Here is a 19,092-nt window from a genome sequence, read left to right on the forward strand (position 1 = left end):
GGCCGAAGCCCCCCGCCCCCTTCTCAGACAACCGCACGGCGCCCCAGATCGTCGCGGCGCTGCGACAGCTCTTCGGCGACCAGAAACGCCAGTTCCAGCGACTGGCTGGCGTTCAGGCGCGGGTCGCAGGCGGTGTGATAGCGGTCTGACAGGTTCTCGTCAGAGACCGCGCGCAGCCCGCCGGTGCATTCGGTCACATCCTTGCCCGTCATCTCGAAATGCACGCCGCCGGGGATGGTGCCCTCGGCCTTGTGGACGGCGAAGAAATCACGCACCTCCTGCAACACGCGCTCAAAGGGCCGGGTCTTGTAGCCCGAGGCCGCCTTGATCGTGTTGCCATGCATCGGATCACAGACCCAGAGCACATCGGCCCCCTCTTCTCTCACCGCGCGGATCAGCCGGGGCAGATGTTCACCCGCCTTGCCCGCCCCGAAGCGCGCGATCAGTGTCAGGCGCCCGGCCTCGTTGCCGGGATTGAGCCGCGCCATCAGCACCTTGAGATCCCCGGCGCTCAGGCTGGGGCCGCATTTCAGGCCGACCGGGTTCTGAACCCCGCGCGCAAACTCGACATGCGCGCCATCGGGCTGGCGGGTGCGGTCACCGATCCAGATCATATGGCCGGAACCCGCGACCGGCAGGCCGGTGGTGGTGTCGACCCTGCACAGCGCCTCTTCGTATTCCAGCAGCAGGGCCTCGTGCGAGGTGTAGAAATCCACCTCGGAAATGGCGCTCGATGTCTCGCTGGTGATGCCCGCGGCGGTCATGAAATCCAGCGCGTCCGAGATCCGGTCAGAAAGCGCGCGGTAACGCTCGGCGTTCTCGCCTGAGGTGAAGCCCAGCGTCCAGTTATGCACCCGGTGGATATCGGCAAAACCACCCTTCGAGAAGGCGCGCAACAGGTTGAGGCTGGCGGCGGCCTGGGTATAGGCCTGCAGCATGCGGTCGGGGTCAGGCAGGCGGGCCTCGGTGGTGAAATCGAACCCGTTGATGATATCGCCCCGGTAGCTGGGCAGTTCCTGCCCGCCGATCACCTCGGTGGGCGCCGAGCGCGGCTTGGCGAATTGCCCGGCCATGCGGCCCACCTTGACCACCGGAACCTTGGCGCCGAAGGTCAGGACAATGGCCATCTGCAACATCACCTTGAACGTGTCGCGGATGATGTCGGCGTTGAACTCGGCAAAGCTTTCGGCGCAATCGCCCCCCTGCAGCAGGAACGCGCGGCCCTTCGCGGCCTCACCCAGACGACGCTTGAGCGCGCGGGCCTCGCCGGCAAAGACCAGCGGCGGAAATTGCGACAGCCGCGCCTCGACAGCCGCCAGCGCCGCCGGATCGGGATAATCCGGCATCTGGATGCGCGGCATGGCCCGCCAGCTCGATTTGGTCCAGCCTTCGGTCATTTCATCCTCCGCAAACTCCCCGCCGGTACAGCCTGCCCGGCGGCGGGCGGCCCCTTTCCGGGGCCCGCTGATCTCATACACAAGCGCGCCGAGGCATGCAAACCACAACCGGCGGGACCGGTGCGGGTCTGCTGCATACAGAAACGAGGGACCGGAGGCGCTCCCGCCCGTCTTCGCATCGCGGCTGCGCCGCAACGCTCATCCCGTTTGGCCGGGCCGCATGGCTGCGCCACGCGGCATCAGGGGGCTTTGCCCCCGCTCCGTTGTCAGGAGTCAGGGGGCTTTGCCCCCTCTGGGCCTGCGGCCCATTCACCCCCGCGTATTTCCGGCAAGATGAAGGGGGGCGCGGCGCCCCGTCTCACCTGTGCAGAAATATCCCGGGGGAGTCGCCCGTAGGGCGGCGGGGGCAGCGCCCCCGTTCTTTTTCCTGCCCCATGCCGCAGGCAAAGGCGCGCCTCCCGCATGCGGCACGCATTCTGTTATGCTTGCCCGGATAACGGCGAGACGCTATGGCGGAGGGTCAGAACAGGCCAGCACGCCCGCCAGCCCCGCACAGGACCGACCCGCGCCATGACCGTCCGCCCCCCCTCTGCCAGCCAGTCGCGCAACCCGGGCAATTCGCTGGCCTCGAAAGCGGCACCGGCCTCGGCGCGTATGGCGCCGCCGCCCCTGCGCCAGCGCCATTTCGTGTTTCTGTTGCTCAACCAGTTCACCCTTCTGTCCTTTTCCGCGGCAATCGAACCGCTGCGCATCGCCAACCGGATGAGCGGGCAGGAGCTGTATCGCTGGACCCTGATGGCCGAGGGCGGCACCGGGGCCAGTTGTTCGAACGGTGCGCGCATCGCGGTGGACCGGGGGCTGGAGGAGATCGCGCGCGATGACGTGGTGCTGGTCTGCGGCGGGCTGGATGTGCGCAGCAATACCACGCCCGGCGTTCTGAACTGGCTGCGCCGCGCCTCGCGCCGGGGCTCGGTCATCGGCGGGCTGTGCACCGGGGCGCATGTGCTGGCCAAGGCGGGCCTTCTGGACGGGCGGCGCGCCACCATCCATTGGGAGAACCGCGACGGCTTTCTGGAGGAATTTGCCGAGGTTGACCTGACGAAGACGGTTTTCACCATTGACGGCAACCGGCTGACGGCGGCGGGGGGCACGGCCTCGATCGACCTGATCCTGACGCTGGTCGCCGATGACCATGGCAAGGATCTGGCCAATGCGGTGGCCGACCAGCTGATCTATTCCACCATCCGCACCGACCGCGACATCCAGCGCCTGTCGATCCCCACGCGCATTGGTGTGCGCCACCCGCGCCTTGCACAGGTGATCGCGCGGATGGAGGCGTCGATCGAGGAGCCCCTTTCACCGGCGGAGCTGGCCGAAGAAGTGGGCATGTCCACCCGCCAGCTGGAGCGGCTGTTCCGCCGCTATCTCAACCGCAGCCCGAAGCGCTATTATATGGAGCTGCGGCTGGCCAAGGCGCGCAATCTGCTGATGCAGACCGACCTGAGCGTGATCAACGTGGCGCTGGCCTGCGGCTTTTCCTCGCCCTCGCATTTCTCGAAATGCTACCGCGCCCAGTATGGCACCACCCCTTACCGTGAACGCGGCAGCCACGGGATGGACGACGAGGCCGGGGCAGAGCCGGGCGAGGACGGCGGCCCGGAAGACCCCGATGATCCTGATGCAATGTTTCCGGAGGATTGATCGGCCCGTGCTGCAACGCAGCACCCCGGCTTCCTGCCCGAAGAGTCTGTTCAAACGAAAAAACGGGCGATAAGGTTGGTTCAGAAGCAAAAAACCAAAAGGGAGCTCTCCATGAAAAAACTGCTACTCGCCAGCGCTGTGTCGGCCCTTGCCGCCGGTGGTGCCTTTGCCGACGAGGTCAAGATCGGTGTGCTGCTGGGCTTCACCGGCCCGCTTGAATCGATCACCCCGCATATGGCGGATGGGGCGGAACTTGCGATCCGCGAAATCTCGGAAAGCGGCCTGTTTCTGGGTGGCACAACCGTCGCCCCGGTGCGCGCTGATTCGGGCTGCATCGATTCGGCGCTGGCCACCGCCTCGGCCGAGCGTCTGATCAATTCGGACGGCATCATCGGCATCATGGGCGCGGATTGCTCGGGCGTCACGCGCGCCGTGCTGGAAAACGTCGCCATGTCCAACGGGGTGCCGATGGTCTCGCCTTCGGCGACCTCGCCGGGCTTCACCGACTTCGATTCGGGCGGCATCTTCTACCGCACCGCGCCCTCGGATGCCCGTCAGGGCGAAGTGCTTGCCGGGATCGTGCTTGAGCGCGGCTTTGACACCGTTGCCGTGACCCATACCAACAACGACTATGGCGCGGGCCTGGCCAACGCTTTTGCCGAAAACTACACCGCCATGGGCGGCACCATCACCATCACCGTCCCGCATGAGGAAGCCCGTGGCGATTACTCGTCGGAAGTGGGTTCGCTTGCCTCGGCCGGTGGTGATGCGCTGGTGGTGCTGGGCTATGTCGATGGCGGCGGCTCGATGATCCGCACGGCCTATGAGCTGGGCGCGTTCGAGCAGTTCTTCATGCCCGATGGCATGTATGGCGACGAGCTGCTGGCAACCGTCGGCGAAGCGCTGGAAGGCACTGTCGGCACCCTGCCCTCGGCCACCGGCGATGCTGCCGAGAACTGGGCGCGTGTCGGCGAGGCAAGCGGCATCAACTGGACCAGCTCGTTCGTGTCGGAAAGCTACGACGCGGCGGCACTGCTGCTTCTGGCCGCTCAGGCCGGTGGCGAAGCAACGCCTGCAGCGATCGCTGCCAACCTGATGAACGTGGCCAACGCGCCGGGCGAGCAGATCCACGCCGGTGATCTGGCCCGCGGTCTGGAGATTCTCGCCAATGGCGGCGAGATCGACTATGTCGGCGCGACCAATGTGGAACTGATCGGTTACGGCGAAGCTGCCGGAACCTACCGTGAATACATCGTCGAAGACGGCGCTTACGTTACGGTCACTTTCCACTGATCGCTTGAAACTTCGGTAAGCCGAAGGTATCGGCCCGGGGGGTTCGCGCTCCCCGGGTCTTTTCGAAGCCCCACATCACAACAAGAAGGGGCGCGAAAAAAACAGGGGGATTTCATGATCCGCGTCGAAGAACTGCACAAGCATTTCGGCGGCTTCCATGCCGTTGACGGTGCATCACTTGAAATTGCCGAGGGCTCCATCACCGGGCTGATCGGGCCCAATGGCGCGGGCAAGACAACCTTGTTCAACGTCATTGCCGGTGTCCTGCCGCCCACCTCGGGCCGGGTCATCATGGCGGGCGAGGATATCACCGGCCTGCCGCCGCATGAGTTGTTCCACAAGGGCCTGCTGCGCACCTTCCAGATCGCGCATGAATTCCATTCGATGACCGTGCGAGAAAACCTGATGATGGTGCCGCCGCGCCAGTCGGGTGAGAACCTGTGGTCGGCGTGGTTCCACCGCCGCAAGGTGGCGCTGGAGGATGCCGATATCCGCCGCCGCGCCAATGAGGTGCTGGAGTTCCTGACCATCGACCATATCGCCGATGAAAAGGCGGGCCAGATATCGGGCGGGCAGAAGAAGCTGCTGGAACTGGGCCGCACGATGATGACCGATGCCAAGATCGTCTTTCTGGACGAGGTCGGCGCGGGGGTGAACCGTACGCTTCTCAACACCATTGCCGACGCCATCGTGCGCCTGAACAAGGAGCGCGGCTATACCTTCGTGGTCATCGAGCATGACATGGATTTCATCGGTCGCATCTGCGACCCGGTGATCTGCATGGCCGAGGGCAAGGTTCTGGCACAGGGCACGCTGGATCAGATCAAGGCCAATGACGCCGTGATCGAGGCCTATCTGGGCACCGGGCTGAAAAACAAGGTGGTGAAGGAGGTGGGCCATGTCTGAGCGCAGACTGCACAAGACAGTGCTGAGCGGGGCAATGACCGCGCTGATCCACCCCGTGCAGGAGGGTTGAGCATGGCAGAACCCGTACTCATCGGCGAAGCGATGACCGGCGGCTATGGCGGCGCCGATATCCTGCATTCCTGTACCATCGCCGTGGAAAAGGGCCAGATCGCGGTGATCGTCGGCCCCAACGGCGCGGGCAAATCCACCGCGATGAAAGCGGTTTTCGGCATGCTGAAGCTGCGCGAGGGGCATGTGCGGCTGGGCGGCGAAGACATCACCGCCCTCACGCCGCAGGCCCGCGTGGCCAAGGGCATGGGTTTTGTGCCCCAGACCAACAACATCTTCCCCTCGATGACGGTCGAGGAGAATCTGGAAATGGGCGCCTTCATCCGCCATGACAATTTCCGCACCACCATGGAGCAGGTGTTCGAGCTGTTCCCCATCCTGCGCGACAAGCGCCGCCAGCCGGCGGGCGAGCTGTCAGGCGGGCAGCGCCAGCAGGTGGCCGTGGGCCGCGCGCTGATGACCAAACCCTCGGTGCTGATGCTTGATGAACCCACTGCCGGGGTCTCGCCCATCGTGATGGATGAGCTGTTTGACCGCATCATCGAAGTTGCGCGCACCGGCATCTCGATCCTGATGGTCGAGCAGAACGCCAGGCAGGCCCTTGAAATTGCTGACAAAGGCTATGTTCTTGTGCAGGGAACCAACCGTTTCACCGATACCGGACAGGCCCTGCTGGCCGACCCCGAGGTGCGCAAATCCTTCCTGGGGGGCTGAGATGAGAAGTTTCGCAAACGCCGCCCTCTTCGGGCTGGACACCACCACCGACCCGGCGCGCCGCACATCGGCGTCCGCAACCGGGAGCGATATGTTCCTGGCAACGCCGGGCGAAAAACTGGAATTCGTCATGACAAACCCGCTGGCGACCCCCGCCTTCCGCAACGGCGTCACCACCGGCCAATGTCAGGAGGCCTGCTGATGGACCCCGTCAACGCGATTGTCCTCCTGTCGAATTTCGTGATCATCCCGGCGCTGGCCTATGGCAGCCAGCTTGCGCTTGGTGCGCTGGGGGTCACGCTGATCTACGGCATCCTGCGCTTTTCGCATTTCGCGCATGGCGATATCATGGCCTTCGGCACCGCCATCGTGATCCTGACCACATGGTGGCTTCAGGGCGCTGGCATCACCATTGGCTTTCTGCCCACAGCACTTCTGGCGCTTCCGGTGGGGATTGCGGCGACCGTGCTTTACCTGCTGGCCGCCGACCGCACCGTCTATCGCTTCTACCGCAAGGTGCGCGCCAAGCCGATGATCTTTGTCATGGCCTCACTGGGGGTGATGTTCGTCACCAACGGCATCACCCGGCTGATCATCGGCCCGGGTGAACGGCGCTTTGACGATGGCGAGCGCTTTGTCTTTTCGGTGCGCGATTTCCGCGAATGGTCAGGGCTGGCCGAGGGGCTGGCGCTGCGCTCGTCACAGGCGCTGACCCTTGTGGTGGCGCTGATCGCCATGGGGCTGCTGTTCTGGTTCCTGAACCGCACGCGGGCGGGCAAATCCATGCGCGCCTATTCCGACAATGAGGATCTGGCGCTTCTGTCCGGCATCAACCCCGAGCGGGTGGTGATTATCACCTGGGCCATCGCGGGCACGCTGATGGTGCTGGCAGGCACGCTTTACGGGTTGGACAAAAGCTTCCGGCCCTTCACCTATTTCCAGCTGCTGCTGCCCTTCTTCGCGGCGGCCATTCTGGGCGGGCTGGGCAACCCGCTGGGCGCCATCGTCGGCGCCTATGTGGTGGCGTTTTCCGAGATGGGCATCACCTATGCCTGGCGGCGCTTCTTCCAGCACCTCATGCCCGAGAACTGGGCGCCCGAGGGGCTGCTGCAACTGCTGCCGGTCGATTACAAATTCGCCGTGACCTTCGCCATTCTGGTGGTGGTGCTGATTTTCCGGCCCACCGGGATCTTCAAGGGGAAATCGATATGAGCATCAATTTCCGTAACCTGATCCTGTTTGGTGCCATGGCGCTGGCGCTGATCCTGACCGGCATGTTCCAGAGCTGGACGCTGTCACTGACCATCCTCAACATGTGCCTGATCTCGGCGGTCATGGCACTGGGGGTGAACATCCAGTGGGGCTATGCGGGCCTGTTCAACGTGGGCGTGATGGGCTTCACGGCTTTCGGCGGGCTGGCGGCGGTGCTGGTGGCCATGCCGCCGGTGAATGCAGCCTGGGCGGCGGGCGGCTTTGGCGTGGCGCTCGGGCTGATGCTGGGCGCGGCCTCGATCTTTGCGGCGATCATCGTGTGGAAACGCATGGCGCCGGGCAAGGCGCGTGTCGTGGCGCTGATCGCGGTGCTGGTGCTGGGCTATGTGCTGACCCGGATGATCTTTGCCCCGGCGGCCACGGCCATCATGCGGGTGAACCCTGCGACCGAGGGCTATCTGGGCGGGCTGGGCTTGCCGGTGGTGCTGTCCTGGCCGGTGGGCGCGCTCTTTGCCGCCGGGCTGGCCTGGGTGGTGGGAAAGATCGCGCTTGGCCTGCGCTCGGATTATCTGGCCATTGCCACGCTGGGGATATCGGAAATCGTCATCGCGGTGCTGAAATTCGAGGGCTGGCTGTCGCGCGGGGTCAACAATGTCTCGGGCATTCCGCGCGCCGTGCCGCGCCCGGTCGATCTGCAAAGCCGCCAATGGGTGCAGGAACTGGCCGACCGTTTCGGCTTCAGCATTCCGGAGATGGCCTCAATCGTTGAAAAGCTGGGCTATGCGCTGTTGTTCATGGCGGTTCTGGGGGTACTGATCTGGCTGTCGGAAAAGGCGCTGAACTCCCCTTGGGGCCGGATGATGCGCGCGATCCGCGACAATGAAACCGCAGCCCGCGCCATGGGCAAGGACGTGACACGCCGCCACCTGATGGTCTTCGTGCTGGGCTCCGGCGTCTGCGGGCTGGCGGGCGCGATGATGGTCACGCTGGATGGCCAGCTGACACCGGGCAGCTATGAGCCGCTGCGCTATACCTTCCTGATCTGGGTGATGGTGATTGTCGGCGGATCGGGCAACAACTGGGGCGCGGTGCTGGGCGGGTTCATCATCTGGTTCCTCTGGGTGCAGGCCGAACCGGCCGGGCGTTGGGCGATGGATACGATCACTTCGGGCATGGGCGCGGACAGCGCCTTGCGTGCACACCTGATGACGCAGGCGGCGCATACGAGGCTGATCATGATGGGGCTGGCGCTGCTTCTGATGCTGCGCTTCGCCCCACGCGGGCTGATCCCGGAGCGTTGAGGTGACGCTGGCGCTGGCGCTGCTGGCGGCGGGTGCCGGCAGCCGGATGCGCGGGCGCGACAAACTGCTGGAGACGGTGCAGGGGGTGGCGCTGCTGCGCCACCTCGCCCGGCAGGCGCTGGCGGCAGGGCTTGGGCCGGTGGCGGTGACCCTGCGCAGCGATGCGCCCGCCCGTGTGGCGGTGCTTGAGGGGCTTGGCGTCACCCTCCTGCCGGTCGCCGATGCCGATGCGGGGATGTCCGCCTCGCTGAAGGTGGCTGCGGACTGGGCTGAAGGTCTGAACACTGAGGGTCTGAGCGCTGAGGGGCTGATGATCTGCCCGGCCGATATGCCGGAACTGACCACGCAGGATTTCATCACCCTCGCCGATGCCTTCTACCCTGACGGCCCGCCACTGCGCGCCTGCGCACAGGACGGCACACCGGGCCACCCGGTGCTCTTTCCGGCAAGGCTGCTTGGCGCGTTTTCCGCCCTGACCGGCGATCGCGGCGCACAACCCGTGCTGCACCGGCACCCGCCCCGGCTGATCCCGCTGCCCGGAAACCGCGCCACAACCGATCTCGACACCCCCGAAGACTGGGCCGACTGGCGCAGCCGCCAGACCAAAGCCCCGTAATCCCCCAATCCGTGACCTGATAGCCTGCTTACGCAGAAGCCTATTTGTTCAGAAAGGGGGCGCTGCCCCCGCCCGTCCATCTGCGATGGCCGGACTCCCCCGGGATATTTCTGAACAGGTGAAGCAGGGGCGCGGCGCCCCTTTCATCTTGCCGGAAATACGCGGGGGGTGAGCGGCGTCTCGGGGGCCTTCCAGTGGAAGGCCCCAGCTTTGAGCGCCGAGCCCGTGGCGAGGCCGGAGAATGGGCCGCAGGCCCAGAGGGGGCAAAGCCCCCTGATCTTTTTTTTGAAAGAAAAGGGCGCGCACGCGCCCTTCTTCCGGCACAGCATCAGACCACCTGTCCCGCCGCCCAGCCTGAGGACCATGCCCATTGGAAGTTATACCCTCCAAGCCAGCCGGTCACATCCACCGCCTCACCGACAAAATGCAGCCCGGGGACCTGCCGTGCCTCCAGGCTGCGCGCATCCAGATCGCGGGTATCGACGCCGCCCAGCGTGACCTCGGCGGTGCGCCAACCCTCGGTTCCTGCCGGGACCAGTTGCCAGTCATGCACCGCCCCCGCCAGTGCCGCCAGTGCCGCCTTCCCCTGATCAGCCAGTCTGCCCCCCAGCCCTGCCCGCGCCACCAGCGCGCGCGCCAGCCTTTCCGGCAGATCGAGCGTGTTCACCAGATCGCGCCCGCCCTGCCCCGCGCGCGCCGCCTGTGACTCGGCGGCGATGTCGCGCCCCGGGGCAAGGTCCAGCGTCACGGCCTGCCCCTCGCGCCAATAGCTGGAGATCTGCAGGATGGAAGGCCCCGAAAGCCCGCGGTGGGTGAACAAAAGCCCCTCGTCGAAGCTGATTTTTGCCCCCTGAAGCCCGACCCGGGCGGGCAGCGCGATTCCGGCCAGCGGGCGGATCCCCTCCAGTTGGGCATCGGTGAAGGTGAGCGGCACCAGCCCCGGGCGCGGCGCCACCACGCCCAGCCCGAAATCCTGCGCGATCCGGTAGGCATGGCCGGTCGCGCCCATCTTCGGGATCGAGCGCCCGCCTGTGGCCACTACCACCCGGTCGGCCCGCACTGGCCCCTGCGCCGTTTCCACCGTGAAGCCCGGCAGCAACGCGCCCAGCTCCACCCCCAACCGCAGCGTGCCCCCGGCCCGCGCCAGATCGCGCACCAGCATATCCACGATCTGCCGCGCCGAGCCGTCGCAGAACAGCTGGCCCAGCGTTTTCTCATGCCAGGTGATGCCCTCGCCATCGATCCGGGCGATGAAATCATGCTGGGTATAGCGGCGCAGTGCCGAGAGCGCGAAACGGGGGTTTTGCGACAGGAAGCGCTCGGGCGCGATATGGAGATTGGTGAAATTGCACCGCCCGCCACCGGAGATGCGGATCTTCTCGCCGGGCGCGCGCGCATGGTCCAGCACCAGCACCCGCCGCCCACGTCGTGCCGCCTCGATCGCGCAGAACAGCCCTGCTGCCCCCGCGCCCAGCACCACCACATCCCAGTGTTCGGCCGACATCCGCACCCCCAAGTGATCGCCGCGTTCTACCCTGCCGGACCCGCGCGCGCCAGTGGGCGGGGGATTTGGGCGATGGCTAAAATATTTTGCGAAATGCCCTTGCGAGGCCCGGAAGCCTTGGGTAAACAGCGCCTCAGTTGGGGCGTGGCCAAGTGGTAAGGCATCGGTTTTTGGTACCGTGTACCGTAGGTTCGAATCCTACCGCCCCAGCCATCTCATTTTTTATTCTCAAGTGTCTTGCCGCACATCACGAAACGTGAGTGTAGCAGTCTTTGGGGGGTTCCACATCGGCTTGGAGCATCATGGTCGACTCGTCACGGTGAAGCAAAAAAGGGGCGAGACCATAGCCCCGCCCCCTCCGGTCACACAAGAGCAAGTACGTGCAGCACCGCGCGGGACAGGCTAACCCGCCGTGCCGCGTCGGGGTTAACGGCTTTGCCGTCCGCGCACTCACCGACTGATCGCTGCGCGTTCACCCGTATCTTGATGGATGGCAAGGGGCGTTGCGTCGACACTATCTTCAGCGAACACCCCCCGCAGTCGTTGAGGCATGAATGCGTCTATCTACATGCCTGGGAGAGCGGATTGCCGGGAAAAATCGCCATCGGACAGTGGACAACCTTCCAAAACGATCGTCGTCCCCATACTAGCTAACGCTACAACCGCCCACCGCGGGCTATTGGACCAGGATTGAAACGGATCAGCATGCACAGGCTGTTGCTTGATCAACCGAAAACTTGCCCCGGGACCGAGGAGTGGCTCAGTATTACTAACACCTGAATCGGATTCTGGCCGATCCATCATTGGGACGATTTCTATCGGAGCCGGGCATAACTTCTTGCAACAAGACAAAACAGCCTCTGTTCGGCTCAAGCAACTCCACCTCCTGGCCTTGATAAATCCAGGAAGATCGCGCTCCTATATTTGCGTTTACAGTGTTGTCGGAAAAGTCCACCCGGTTGATATGGAAAACAATACTGTTCTCCGTAACATAATAAGTCTGGTTCGATTGGAAGAGTTCGCCATCCCTCGCCCTGACAGCCGCACCCCGAACGATTTCTTCCGCAACTTTCCCGGCGATCTCGTCCGGATTCATATTATTAGGATCAACTGAATCCGAAACATCAATTCCAGCATCACGCAATGCAGAGATGATGTCGACAGACACCTCAACGCGCGCTGCTTGTGCAGCAGCGGGAACGCCAAACAGGCGATAGTATGCTCCACCGATCAAGCTGACAGAAACAGCGATTCCTGCAATAGCAGTCAGAAATTTGTTCAACCATGTAATTTTACTCATGTCGTCCCTACCGATGATTCACGCGCATGATACTCAGGGCGGACGCAGCGGAGCAACTGCCATGTTGCGGACCAGATGCACGTTATATCGAGTCAGGATCAAGCTACCCTTTTCCGTCCCTCACCTTTCGGCACACTCAGCGCACCGACCGCTTGCGCCGGTATCTCCTAACAACCGCAGCAGCACCGACTGCCACAATTTGCACCAGCCAAACCGTTCAGAATCTGACAGCGGGATCAGATTATGGCGTGGCGCACCCGGGCCGAGACCCATTCGCTCACAACTACTGTCGCCAGCACCACCAGAATGATCAGCGTCACCTGCGGCCAGGCAAGCACGTTCAGGCTGGCCTGAAGCTGCGCGCCGATTCCGCCAGCGCCGACCAGCCCCAGTATGGCGCTTTCGCGGATGTTGATATCCCAGCGGAAAACGCTGATGCCGAAGAAGGTGGGCAGCACCTGCGGCACGATCGCGTAGTTCAGGACCTGTGCCTGACTGGCGCCGGTGGCCGTGATGGCCTCGGTCTGTTTCTCGTCGGTTTCCTCGATCGCCTCATAAAGCAGCTTGCCGATGAACCCGACCGAGCGGAAGCCGATCGCCAGAATCCCCGCCAGCAGTCCCGGCCCCAGAATGGATACCAGCAGCAGTGCCCAGATCAACGCGTTGATCGAGCGTGAGGCGACGATGCAGAACAGCGCGAAGGGCCGCAGCACATGGCGCGACGGCGTGGTGTTGGAGGCCGCCAGAAAGGCCAGCGGCACGGCGATCACGATGCCCAGCAAGGTTCCCAGTGTGGCGATGTTGATCGTGTCCCAGAGCGGCGCCCAGAGGCGTTCCATATACGACCAGCGCGGCGGCCATGCGCGTGACAGCAGGTCCTGCGCGGCCGTGGGCGCGTCATAGACGAAGCCCCAGATGGTGCGCCGCGTCATCATCTCCCAGCACCAGACGAACAAGGCCACGGTGATCAGCCAGAAGGCATAAAGCGTGAGGCGGCCGGAAAGGCTGCGGTGGTGCCAGACCGGCATGTCCTGCGCGGTCATTTCACCCACCTCCGCAGATGGCTGGAGCTGTATTCGGCAACCATCACGATGGCGATGATGATCAGCAGAACCGCGCCTGCGCTGCTGTATTCATAGCGCGACAGCGCGGTGTTCAGCGTGGCACCGATCCCGCCCGCGCCGACGATGCCGATCACTGCGGATTCGCGGAAGTTGATATCCAGCCGGTAGACACTGAGGCCGATCAGACGGGGCATCACCTGCGGCTGTATGGCATAGTTGATCAATTGCAGCCAGCCTGCCCCGGTGGCGCGGATCGCATCGGCCTGGGCCTCGTCGATATCTTCGATATCTTCGGCCAGCAGCTTGCCGATAAAGCCGATGGTGGCAAAGCTCAGCGTCAGAAAGCCCGCGAAAGCGCCAAAGCCGAAGAGCGCGACAAAGAAGATCGCCACGATGATTTCCTGAAGCGCGCGGCTGGCGGCGATGATGCTGCGGCAGACCAGATAAACCCAGCGCGGCGCCAGATTGCGCGCCGCCCCGATACCGATGGGCACCGAGATCAGCACCCCCACCACCGTGGAGGTGAAGGTCATGGTCAGGCTTTCCACCAGCCCGGTGCTGATATCGCGCCAGCGGCTTGAGAAATCAGGTTGCAGAAAGCCCATGACGAAGCGCTGCCCGCGTTCCATCCCCACCACCAGGCGCGCCCAGTTGATTTCCACGCTGCCGATGGCCAGCACCAGATAGAGCGCCGCGCCGATCAGTAGCCCCCAGCGCAGAAGGGGCGCGCGGATCATCTGTGGCGGGCGACGCCATGTTGTGGGCCATGAAACAGGGGCGGCGGGCGCGTTCACAGCGACCTCATCAGCGCTTTGGTCTGTTCGCGCTCTTCATCCTCGGCGCGGGCGTCATCGCTGGCGCCCTGACGCATCGCGGTCCAGTCTTCGGCGCCATAGATGCGGGTCAGCGCCTCTTCGCTCAGGGCCGTGGGCGGGCCGTCGAACACGACGCGCCCGGCCTGCAGCCCGATGATGCGGTCGCTGAACTGCTGGGCCAGCACCACATCATGAATGTTGATGATCGCGGGCAGGCCGCTTTCGCGGCAGATCTCGACAATCAGGCGCATGATCTGGCGGCTGGTCTTGGGGTCAAGGCTGGCGGTCGGCTCGTCGATCAGCAGCAGCTCCGGGTCCTGCTCCAGCGCGCGGGCAATCCCCACCCGCTGGCGCTGCCCGCCTGACAGCGCATCGGCGCGCTTGTCGGCATGGGCCGACAGGCCTACCCGGTCCAGCAGGCGAAAGGCCATGGCGATGTCGGCGGGCGGAAAGCGGCGGGTGAAGCTGCGCCAGAAGGGCACATAGCCAAGGCGGCCTGACAGCACGTTTTCCATGACCGTCAGCCGCTCCACCAGCGCGTATTCCTGAAAGATCATGCCGATCCGGCGGCGCGCGCGGCGCAGATCACCGGCGCGCAGGCGGGTGATATCCAGATCATTGAGCCGCACACTGCCCGACGAGGGCTCCACCAGCCGGTTGACGCAGCGGATCAGCGTGGATTTACCCGCGCCCGACGGGCCGATCAGCCCCACCACCTGCCCCTTGGGCACGCTAAAGCTGACATCGGTCAGCGCCTTGTCGCCGGTCTTGTAAACTTTGGTGAGGTTTTCAACGGCCAGCATGCGCGCTCCGATGGAAAACGGCAGGCGCCAGGGTCAGGCGCCTGCCGTGTGTCAGGGGTCAGTTGCAGGAATAGCTTACGCCCATCGCCGCATCGATCTGGCGGATGACCGACCAGTTGTCCTGGAAGCTGATCGGGATGAACTGCGCCTCGCCCGAATTCTGGAATTCGGCCTCCATCGAGGTGCCTTCCCAGTCAAAGCTGAAGAACGCCTCGCGCACGCTTTCCTGAAGGTCCGGATGCAGGTTATAGACGGTGCCGTAACCCGTGGTCGGGAAAGTGTCAGAGGTATAGATGATTTCCAGCTGATCAGCCTCGATCACGCCGCGCGCCTCCATCCGCTTGCGCACCGAATTGGCGATGGCGGCAGCGTCATAATCCTGATTGGCGACACCGAGGATCGAATTGTCATGCGCGCCGGAAAAGGCCGGGGTGAAATCACGCTCGGCCATCAGCCCGAATTCGGATTCCAGCAGCGCCGAGGGTGCCTTGAAGCCTGAGTTGGAGGTTTCAGCGGTAAAGGCCATGGTGCGGCCCGCGATATCGGCAATCTCGGAGATGCCCGAACCGGGGTAGGTGATGAATTCCATCTCATAGCCAAAGGTGCCGTCGGCGCGCGCCATCATGGCGAAGGGCCGGAAGCCCGCGCAGGCCACCGCAAGCGGGTTCGAGCCGGTGTTGAAACCCGCGACATGCAGCCGCCCGGCGCGCATCGCCTCGATCTGGGCGGCGTTCGACTGAACCGGGAAGAACTGCACTTCGCGCCCGGTCACCTCGGCCATATGGTCAAGGAAGGGCTGCCAGACTTCGGCATAGACGGCGGGGTCTTCGACGGGGGTATAGGCGAAGATCAGCACCGAAGGGTCAAGCCACTGGCCGGCATCTTCCGGGATATCGGCGATCAGGTCGCCGTCATTGTCGGTGAAACGGGCGTCGAGCTGGAACGCCACGGCGGGGGCCGCAGCAAGGGCCGCGAAGGCGACGGTCGTCAGGAAGCGTGCAATCATGGTCTTGGTCCTCGGCTTTTGTGTCGGGGGCTTTTGTGTCGGGGGCTGTTTCCGGGGTCTTGAACCCGCCTAATACAGCCCTGTGACAGCCGGGTGACGGCCCCAAAAAGGTTTTGTGACAGCGCCCGGCAGACTTCCATCCCCGCGTGACCACCACGGGATGACACCGCAACGAAGAAGGCCCCGGATCATATCCGGGGCCTGTTACAGGGGTCAGAGAGGGCAGGCAGCAGGGGCCGGATCAGCCCCTCACCCCTCAGCGCACCACGAATTCGAACGAGAAGCTGCGCCCTGCCCCGGCAGGCGGCGCCGGGAATGGCCCGGCGCGGCGGATATGGTCCAGCGCCGCCGCGTCGATCACCGCACTGCCGGAGCTGCGCTGAACGGATGCCGCCGCCAGCGCGCCGCTGTCATTGACGCTGAACGATACCACCGCCACGCCACGCCCCGAAACCCGCTGCTGCCGGGTGCGGCGGATCCGCTCCATCACCTGACCGGGGTAGTTTGACACGGCGGCGTTGCCCGCCTGCGCGGCGGCCCCGCCTGCGCCCGAGGCGGCGGCGGCGCTGGCGCTGGCCGTGCCGTCGGCACTGCCGCGCCTTGCGTCCTGATCGCTGTTGCCCGCCGCCTGCGGCGCGCTTGGCGCGGCCTGTGCGCGCTGGGTCTGGGGTTGAGGTTGGGCCTGAGGCTGGGCGCGCTCCTGCCGTGGTTCAGGGCGGCGCGGGGCCCGGGGGGTGTTCGCATCGGCCTGCTGCACCGTCACCTCAGGCTCAGGCGTAACGGCGGCGGGGGGCGGAGACGGAGCGGCCTGCACCACGGGCGCCTGCGGCTGCACCGGCGTCACGCGCGAAGGCTCGGTCAGCGGGCGGTCGGTGGGGGCAACGGCACTCAGCGTGGGCGCGATAATCTCAGGGCGCGGGGCTTCCGGGTCAATGGCCAGCGCCACCACCGGATCGGCGGCTTCCGGGGCGGTAAGCGGCGGGGCGTCTGGCACTGCGCGCTCGGACGCTTCCGGCACGGCCATGGCCAGCGTCTCGGGCTGCGGGCTCTGGGCCGTGGAAGTGGGCTGCACCGGCGGCGCGCTTTGGGTGACCGTCTCCGGCGTCACAGCCGGGTCAACCGTGCTGGTCGGCGCGGCGGCGGGCTGCACGGGCGTGGCCCCTTGGGTGAAATCGGCAAAGCTGTTGCCAAGGGCGGCAATTGTGGCGGGCGCGCCCCCCGCAATCTCGACACTCTGACTGGGCGCCAGGGCCGCCAGTGCCGAGAGATGCGCGACAAGCGAGATCGCCGCACTGAGCGCAATCGCGCGCCAGCTGGGTCGCACAAGCCGCTTGCTGGCGGTGCGCGTGGCAGAGCGCACGCAATCCGGGCTGAAGCAGGCATTCACCGGGAACCCCGTCGCACCAGACATTGCGACAGTCTTCGATGCAGGATTCGGAACAGTCATGGCAAGGCCCTTTCCCCCATCACCAGCACCCGTTCCGCCCCGGCTGCGCGCAACTCATGCGACAGGCGCACAAGGGCGGCGGCGGGGGCGTTACGGTCAGGCATGATCCGGGCCACACGCGGCTCGGACAGGGTTTCAACATAGGTGGCGGCATCGGTCTCGATGCCCTGAAAGCGCACGGCCCCGTCAGGCCCCAGCACGAGCGCATGATCGGGCAGACGCTGGTCAGGGTCCGATATCTGCACCAGTTCCAGCCCCTGCTCAGGGGATGGCGCGATGGTGCCCGCGATCAGAAAGAAGATCAGCATCAGAAAGACGACATTGATCAGCCCGATCGTCGGCTCGCCCTGACTGCGTTTGACGGGGGTGCGCAGGCTCATGACAGCACCTGCACCCGGTAGGCCGACTGGCGCAGCGCGCCCAGCAGGTCGATCAGCCGCTGCGCCGTCACCTCGGGGCGCAGCGCGACCAGAAGCAGCGCCGGTTCCTGCTCAGCCCCCTCGCCCGCCGCTGCGGCCAGTGCCGCCAGTGCGGCGTCAAGCTCTTCCAGCGTGACGGGCGTGGCGTTCAGTGTCAGATCTTCCGGGCCAAGCTGCAGGAAAACCGGGCGCGCGGTGCCCGCCCCTGCCCCGCCGCCCGCCGCTGCCAGCTCCACCTCACCCTGACGCGAAAAGGTCGAGCTGAGCATGAAGAACAGCAGCAACAGGAAGATCACGTCGATCAGCGAGGTGAGCGACAAAACCGAGCGCCTGCGCGGCGGAACAAGACTGCGGCCAGTCTCAGGCATGGGCAACCCCGGCAGAAAGTCGCGCAGCGCGCAGGGCGCATTGCGGTGCGCCCAGCCCGGCGCAGAGAACGGTATCAATGACCTTCTCGGCCATCTGCGCCTCACGCGCGATGCGCCCGTCAAACCATGTCATCAGAAGCGAGGCGGGCATGGCCACGGCCAGCCCCACCGCCGTGGTCAGCAGCGCCACCCAGATCCCCCCGGCCAGCGCCGAAGGATCCACCGCGCTGCCTGCGGCCTGAAGGCCCTGAAACGCCTCGATCATCCCCAGAACGGTGCCGAAAAGGCCCAGCAGCGGCGCGATCTGGGCGATGCTGTCCAGCACCCGCAGCCCGCCGGAAAGCGCGGCGATCCGTTCGGCCGCCAGCCCCGTCAGCCGCGCGCGCAGCGCCGGGGTATCGGCGCCGGGTTGCGTGGCGGCCTGCATGGCGGTGACGCTCAGCAGCGCCAGATGGCTGGAGGCCGCGCCCGCCGCTTCCAGCGCGGGCTGACGCTCGCCCGCATCCCAGCGCGCCAGCGCGCGTTCCAGCGCACCATGCCGCCCCACGCCCGCGCGCATGAAATGCCATATCTTGGCCAGCACCAGCGCCATGCCCACCAGCGACATCGCGATCAGCAGCATGACAACCGGGCCGCCCATTTCGGCGATTCCGGCAAGGGCCTCGACAGCCATCATTGCAGCACCTCGATCCCGTCAAGGCGCGAAGACAGCGTGAAATCCGTGCAGCCCGGCGCGCCCTGCGGTGCGCAACTGGCGGTGTCATTGACCAGAACCCGGCCCAGAGCATCGCATTCCAGCCCCGGCATATCGAAAGAGCGCACCCGCATGCGCCCGGCGGGAAGTTCCTGAAAATCCAGCAGCGTCAGCGCCGCAACCCCGCCCGAGCGGTCGAAGAGGACCATTTCCAGCACCAGCTGGCTCAGCCCTTCGGCGGTGTCGTTCTGGGCCACGAAGACCAGCTGGCAGGCATTCTCGCGCAGTTCGGTGCGGTTCAGCTCGATACGCAGCGCGGCGCCTTCACCCTGTTCCTGGGCCTGCGCACCGGAAAGCGCGGCGGCGGTGGCGGCGATGAAAGAAAGGGCAAGCGGCGCGAAGTTGCGCGAAAAATGTGAACGACACAAAGCACCAGACCGGCGCAGAAGATCAGACATGGGAC

20 protein-coding genes and 1 tRNA gene are annotated in these 19,092 nt (G+C 65.2%); 9 read left to right on the top strand and 12 right to left on the bottom strand.

Going from position 1 to position 19,092, the window contains the following annotated elements:
* Nucleotides 1-23: 23 nt before the first annotated feature.
* Nucleotides 24-1,397, bottom strand: coding sequence for a class II 3-deoxy-7-phosphoheptulonate synthase (locus V7Q53_RS13705; protein WP_333829161.1), 1,374 nt, complete (start codon nt 1,395-1,397; stop codon nt 24-26).
* A gap of 570 nt (nt 1,398-1,967) precedes the next feature.
* Here V7Q53_RS13705 and V7Q53_RS13710 point away from each other — a divergent pair.
* From V7Q53_RS13710 to V7Q53_RS13745, 8 genes are all read left to right on the top strand, one after another.
* Nucleotides 1,968-3,098 carry a GlxA family transcriptional regulator gene (locus V7Q53_RS13710; RefSeq protein WP_442954433.1) on the top strand — a complete coding sequence of 377 codons (1,131 nt, stop codon included), beginning with the start codon at nt 1,968-1,970 and terminating at the stop codon, nt 3,096-3,098.
* 111 nt (nt 3,099-3,209) lie between these two features.
* A complete protein-coding gene (locus V7Q53_RS13715) occupies nt 3,210-4,391 on the top strand; it encodes an ABC transporter substrate-binding protein (RefSeq protein ID WP_333829162.1) in 1,182 nt (393 codons plus the stop codon).
* 114 nt (nt 4,392-4,505) lie between these two features.
* Complete coding sequence (locus V7Q53_RS13720) at nt 4,506-5,297, top strand: ABC transporter ATP-binding protein (RefSeq protein WP_333829163.1); 792 nt, start codon at nt 4,506-4,508, stop codon at nt 5,295-5,297.
* Nucleotides 5,298-5,369: 72 nt separating this feature from the next.
* Nucleotides 5,370-6,080, top strand: coding sequence for an ABC transporter ATP-binding protein (locus V7Q53_RS13725; protein WP_333829164.1), 711 nt, complete (start codon nt 5,370-5,372; stop codon nt 6,078-6,080).
* A 1-nt stretch (nt 6,081) separates the two neighbouring features.
* Nucleotides 6,082-6,282 (top strand): hypothetical protein, encoded by a 201-nt coding sequence (locus V7Q53_RS13730; RefSeq protein WP_333829165.1) that lies wholly within the window; start codon nt 6,082-6,084, stop codon nt 6,280-6,282.
* Nucleotides 6,282-7,292, top strand: coding sequence for a branched-chain amino acid ABC transporter permease (locus tag V7Q53_RS13735; protein ID WP_333829166.1), 1,011 nt, complete (start codon nt 6,282-6,284; stop codon nt 7,290-7,292). The genes V7Q53_RS13730 and V7Q53_RS13735 overlap by 1 nt, the downstream gene beginning before the upstream one ends.
* Entirely contained in the window at nt 7,289-8,593 is a 1,305-nt protein-coding gene (locus tag V7Q53_RS13740) for a branched-chain amino acid ABC transporter permease (protein ID WP_333829167.1), read from the top strand. The genes V7Q53_RS13735 and V7Q53_RS13740 overlap by 4 nt, the downstream gene beginning before the upstream one ends.
* 1 nt (nt 8,594) lies before the next feature.
* On the top strand, nt 8,595-9,209 hold the full coding sequence (locus V7Q53_RS13745; protein WP_333829168.1) for a nucleotidyltransferase family protein: 615 nt from the start codon (nt 8,595-8,597) through the stop codon (nt 9,207-9,209).
* Between the two features lie 328 nt (nt 9,210-9,537).
* Here V7Q53_RS13745 and V7Q53_RS13750 read toward each other — a convergent pair whose 3' ends face one another.
* Nucleotides 9,538-10,713 (bottom strand): NAD(P)/FAD-dependent oxidoreductase, encoded by a 1,176-nt coding sequence (locus tag V7Q53_RS13750; protein WP_333829169.1) that lies wholly within the window; start codon nt 10,711-10,713, stop codon nt 9,538-9,540.
* Between the two features lie 138 nt (nt 10,714-10,851).
* On the opposite strand from V7Q53_RS13750, the gene V7Q53_RS13755 reads away from it, so the two are divergent.
* A tRNA-Gln gene (locus V7Q53_RS13755) sits at nt 10,852-10,926 on the top strand.
* Between the two features lie 556 nt (nt 10,927-11,482).
* On the opposite strand, the gene V7Q53_RS13760 is transcribed toward V7Q53_RS13755, so the two are convergent.
* The 10 genes from V7Q53_RS13760 to V7Q53_RS13805 form a co-directional block, all read right to left on the bottom strand.
* A complete protein-coding gene (locus V7Q53_RS13760; RefSeq protein WP_333829170.1) occupies nt 11,483-12,013 on the bottom strand; it encodes a hypothetical protein in 531 nt (176 codons plus the stop codon).
* Between the two features lie 236 nt (nt 12,014-12,249).
* The gene (gene phnE, locus V7Q53_RS13765) at nt 12,250-13,056 is read right to left on the bottom strand and encodes a phosphonate ABC transporter, permease protein PhnE (RefSeq protein WP_442954434.1); all 807 of its coding nucleotides are present in this window, start codon (nt 13,054-13,056) and stop codon (nt 12,250-12,252) included.
* The gene (gene phnE, locus V7Q53_RS13770) at nt 13,053-13,814 is read right to left on the bottom strand and encodes a phosphonate ABC transporter, permease protein PhnE (RefSeq protein WP_333829191.1); all 762 of its coding nucleotides are present in this window, start codon (nt 13,812-13,814) and stop codon (nt 13,053-13,055) included. The genes phnE (V7Q53_RS13765) and phnE (V7Q53_RS13770) overlap by 4 nt, the downstream gene beginning before the upstream one ends.
* A 53-nt stretch (nt 13,815-13,867) precedes the next feature.
* Nucleotides 13,868-14,695 carry a phosphonate ABC transporter ATP-binding protein gene (phnC, locus tag V7Q53_RS13775; RefSeq protein ID WP_333829171.1) on the bottom strand — a complete coding sequence of 276 codons (828 nt, stop codon included), beginning with the start codon at nt 14,693-14,695 and terminating at the stop codon, nt 13,868-13,870.
* A gap of 58 nt (nt 14,696-14,753) precedes the next feature.
* A complete protein-coding gene (gene phnD / locus V7Q53_RS13780; protein WP_333829172.1) occupies nt 14,754-15,701 on the bottom strand; it encodes a phosphate/phosphite/phosphonate ABC transporter substrate-binding protein in 948 nt (315 codons plus the stop codon).
* A gap of 256 nt (nt 15,702-15,957) precedes the next feature.
* Nucleotides 15,958-17,112, bottom strand: coding sequence for an energy transducer TonB family protein (locus V7Q53_RS13785; protein WP_333829173.1), 1,155 nt, complete (start codon nt 17,110-17,112; stop codon nt 15,958-15,960).
* A 32-nt stretch (nt 17,113-17,144) separates the two neighbouring features.
* The gene (locus V7Q53_RS13790; RefSeq protein ID WP_333829174.1) at nt 17,145-17,528 is read right to left on the bottom strand and encodes an ExbD/TolR family protein; all 384 of its coding nucleotides are present in this window, start codon (nt 17,526-17,528) and stop codon (nt 17,145-17,147) included.
* Nucleotides 17,525-17,935: a biopolymer transporter ExbD gene (locus V7Q53_RS13795; RefSeq protein ID WP_333829175.1), complete on the bottom strand. Its 411-nt coding sequence runs from the start codon at nt 17,933-17,935 to the stop codon at nt 17,525-17,527. The genes V7Q53_RS13790 and V7Q53_RS13795 overlap by 4 nt, the downstream gene beginning before the upstream one ends.
* Nucleotides 17,928-18,608, bottom strand: coding sequence for a MotA/TolQ/ExbB proton channel family protein (locus V7Q53_RS13800; RefSeq protein ID WP_333829176.1), 681 nt, complete (start codon nt 18,606-18,608; stop codon nt 17,928-17,930). Before V7Q53_RS13800 ends, V7Q53_RS13795 begins: the two co-directional genes overlap by 8 nt.
* Entirely contained in the window at nt 18,608-19,087 is a 480-nt protein-coding gene (locus V7Q53_RS13805; RefSeq protein WP_333829177.1) for a hypothetical protein, read from the bottom strand. The genes V7Q53_RS13800 and V7Q53_RS13805 overlap by 1 nt, the downstream gene beginning before the upstream one ends.
* Between the last annotated feature and the right edge of the window lie 5 nt (nt 19,088-19,092).

The sequence above is a fragment of the Pararhodobacter sp. genome, assembly GCF_036802785.1.
In the GTDB taxonomy this organism is placed as follows: Bacteria; Pseudomonadota; Alphaproteobacteria; order Rhodobacterales; family Rhodobacteraceae; genus Pararhodobacter.

Excerpts from the sequence above, each read along its gene's own strand:
- V7Q53_RS13705 (WP_333829161.1), bottom strand. The coding sequence starts at position 1,397 with ATGACCGAAGGCTGGACCAAATCGAGCTGGCGGGCCATGCCGCGCATC.
- V7Q53_RS13710 (WP_442954433.1), top strand. The coding sequence starts at position 1,968 with ATGACCGTCCGCCCCCCCTCTGCCAGCCAGTCGCGCAACCCGGGCAAT.
- V7Q53_RS13715 (WP_333829162.1), top strand. The coding sequence starts at position 3,210 with ATGAAAAAACTGCTACTCGCCAGCGCTGTGTCGGCCCTTGCCGCCGGT.
- V7Q53_RS13720 (WP_333829163.1), top strand. The coding sequence starts at position 4,506 with ATGATCCGCGTCGAAGAACTGCACAAGCATTTCGGCGGCTTCCATGCC.
- V7Q53_RS13725 (WP_333829164.1), top strand. The coding sequence starts at position 5,370 with ATGGCAGAACCCGTACTCATCGGCGAAGCGATGACCGGCGGCTATGGC.
- V7Q53_RS13730 (WP_333829165.1), top strand. The coding sequence starts at position 6,082 with ATGAGAAGTTTCGCAAACGCCGCCCTCTTCGGGCTGGACACCACCACC.
- V7Q53_RS13735 (WP_333829166.1), top strand. The coding sequence starts at position 6,282 with ATGGACCCCGTCAACGCGATTGTCCTCCTGTCGAATTTCGTGATCATC.
- V7Q53_RS13740 (WP_333829167.1), top strand. The coding sequence starts at position 7,289 with ATGAGCATCAATTTCCGTAACCTGATCCTGTTTGGTGCCATGGCGCTG.
- V7Q53_RS13750 (WP_333829169.1), bottom strand. The coding sequence starts at position 10,713 with ATGTCGGCCGAACACTGGGATGTGGTGGTGCTGGGCGCGGGGGCAGCA.
- V7Q53_RS13760 (WP_333829170.1), bottom strand. The coding sequence starts at position 12,013 with ATGAGTAAAATTACATGGTTGAACAAATTTCTGACTGCTATTGCAGGA.
- phnE (WP_442954434.1), bottom strand. The coding sequence starts at position 13,056 with ATGACCGCGCAGGACATGCCGGTCTGGCACCACCGCAGCCTTTCCGGC.
- phnE (WP_333829191.1), bottom strand. The coding sequence starts at position 13,814 with ATGATCCGCGCGCCCCTTCTGCGCTGGGGGCTACTGATCGGCGCGGCG.
- phnC (WP_333829171.1), bottom strand. The coding sequence starts at position 14,695 with ATGCTGGCCGTTGAAAACCTCACCAAAGTTTACAAGACCGGCGACAAG.
- phnD (WP_333829172.1), bottom strand. The coding sequence starts at position 15,701 with ATGATTGCACGCTTCCTGACGACCGTCGCCTTCGCGGCCCTTGCTGCG.
- V7Q53_RS13785 (WP_333829173.1), bottom strand. The coding sequence starts at position 17,112 with ATGTCTGGTGCGACGGGGTTCCCGGTGAATGCCTGCTTCAGCCCGGAT.
- V7Q53_RS13790 (WP_333829174.1), bottom strand. The coding sequence starts at position 17,528 with ATGAGCCTGCGCACCCCCGTCAAACGCAGTCAGGGCGAGCCGACGATC.
- V7Q53_RS13795 (WP_333829175.1), bottom strand. The coding sequence starts at position 17,935 with ATGCCTGAGACTGGCCGCAGTCTTGTTCCGCCGCGCAGGCGCTCGGTT.
- V7Q53_RS13800 (WP_333829176.1), bottom strand. The coding sequence starts at position 18,608 with ATGGCTGTCGAGGCCCTTGCCGGAATCGCCGAAATGGGCGGCCCGGTT.
- V7Q53_RS13805 (WP_333829177.1), bottom strand. The coding sequence starts at position 19,087 with ATGTCTGATCTTCTGCGCCGGTCTGGTGCTTTGTGTCGTTCACATTTT.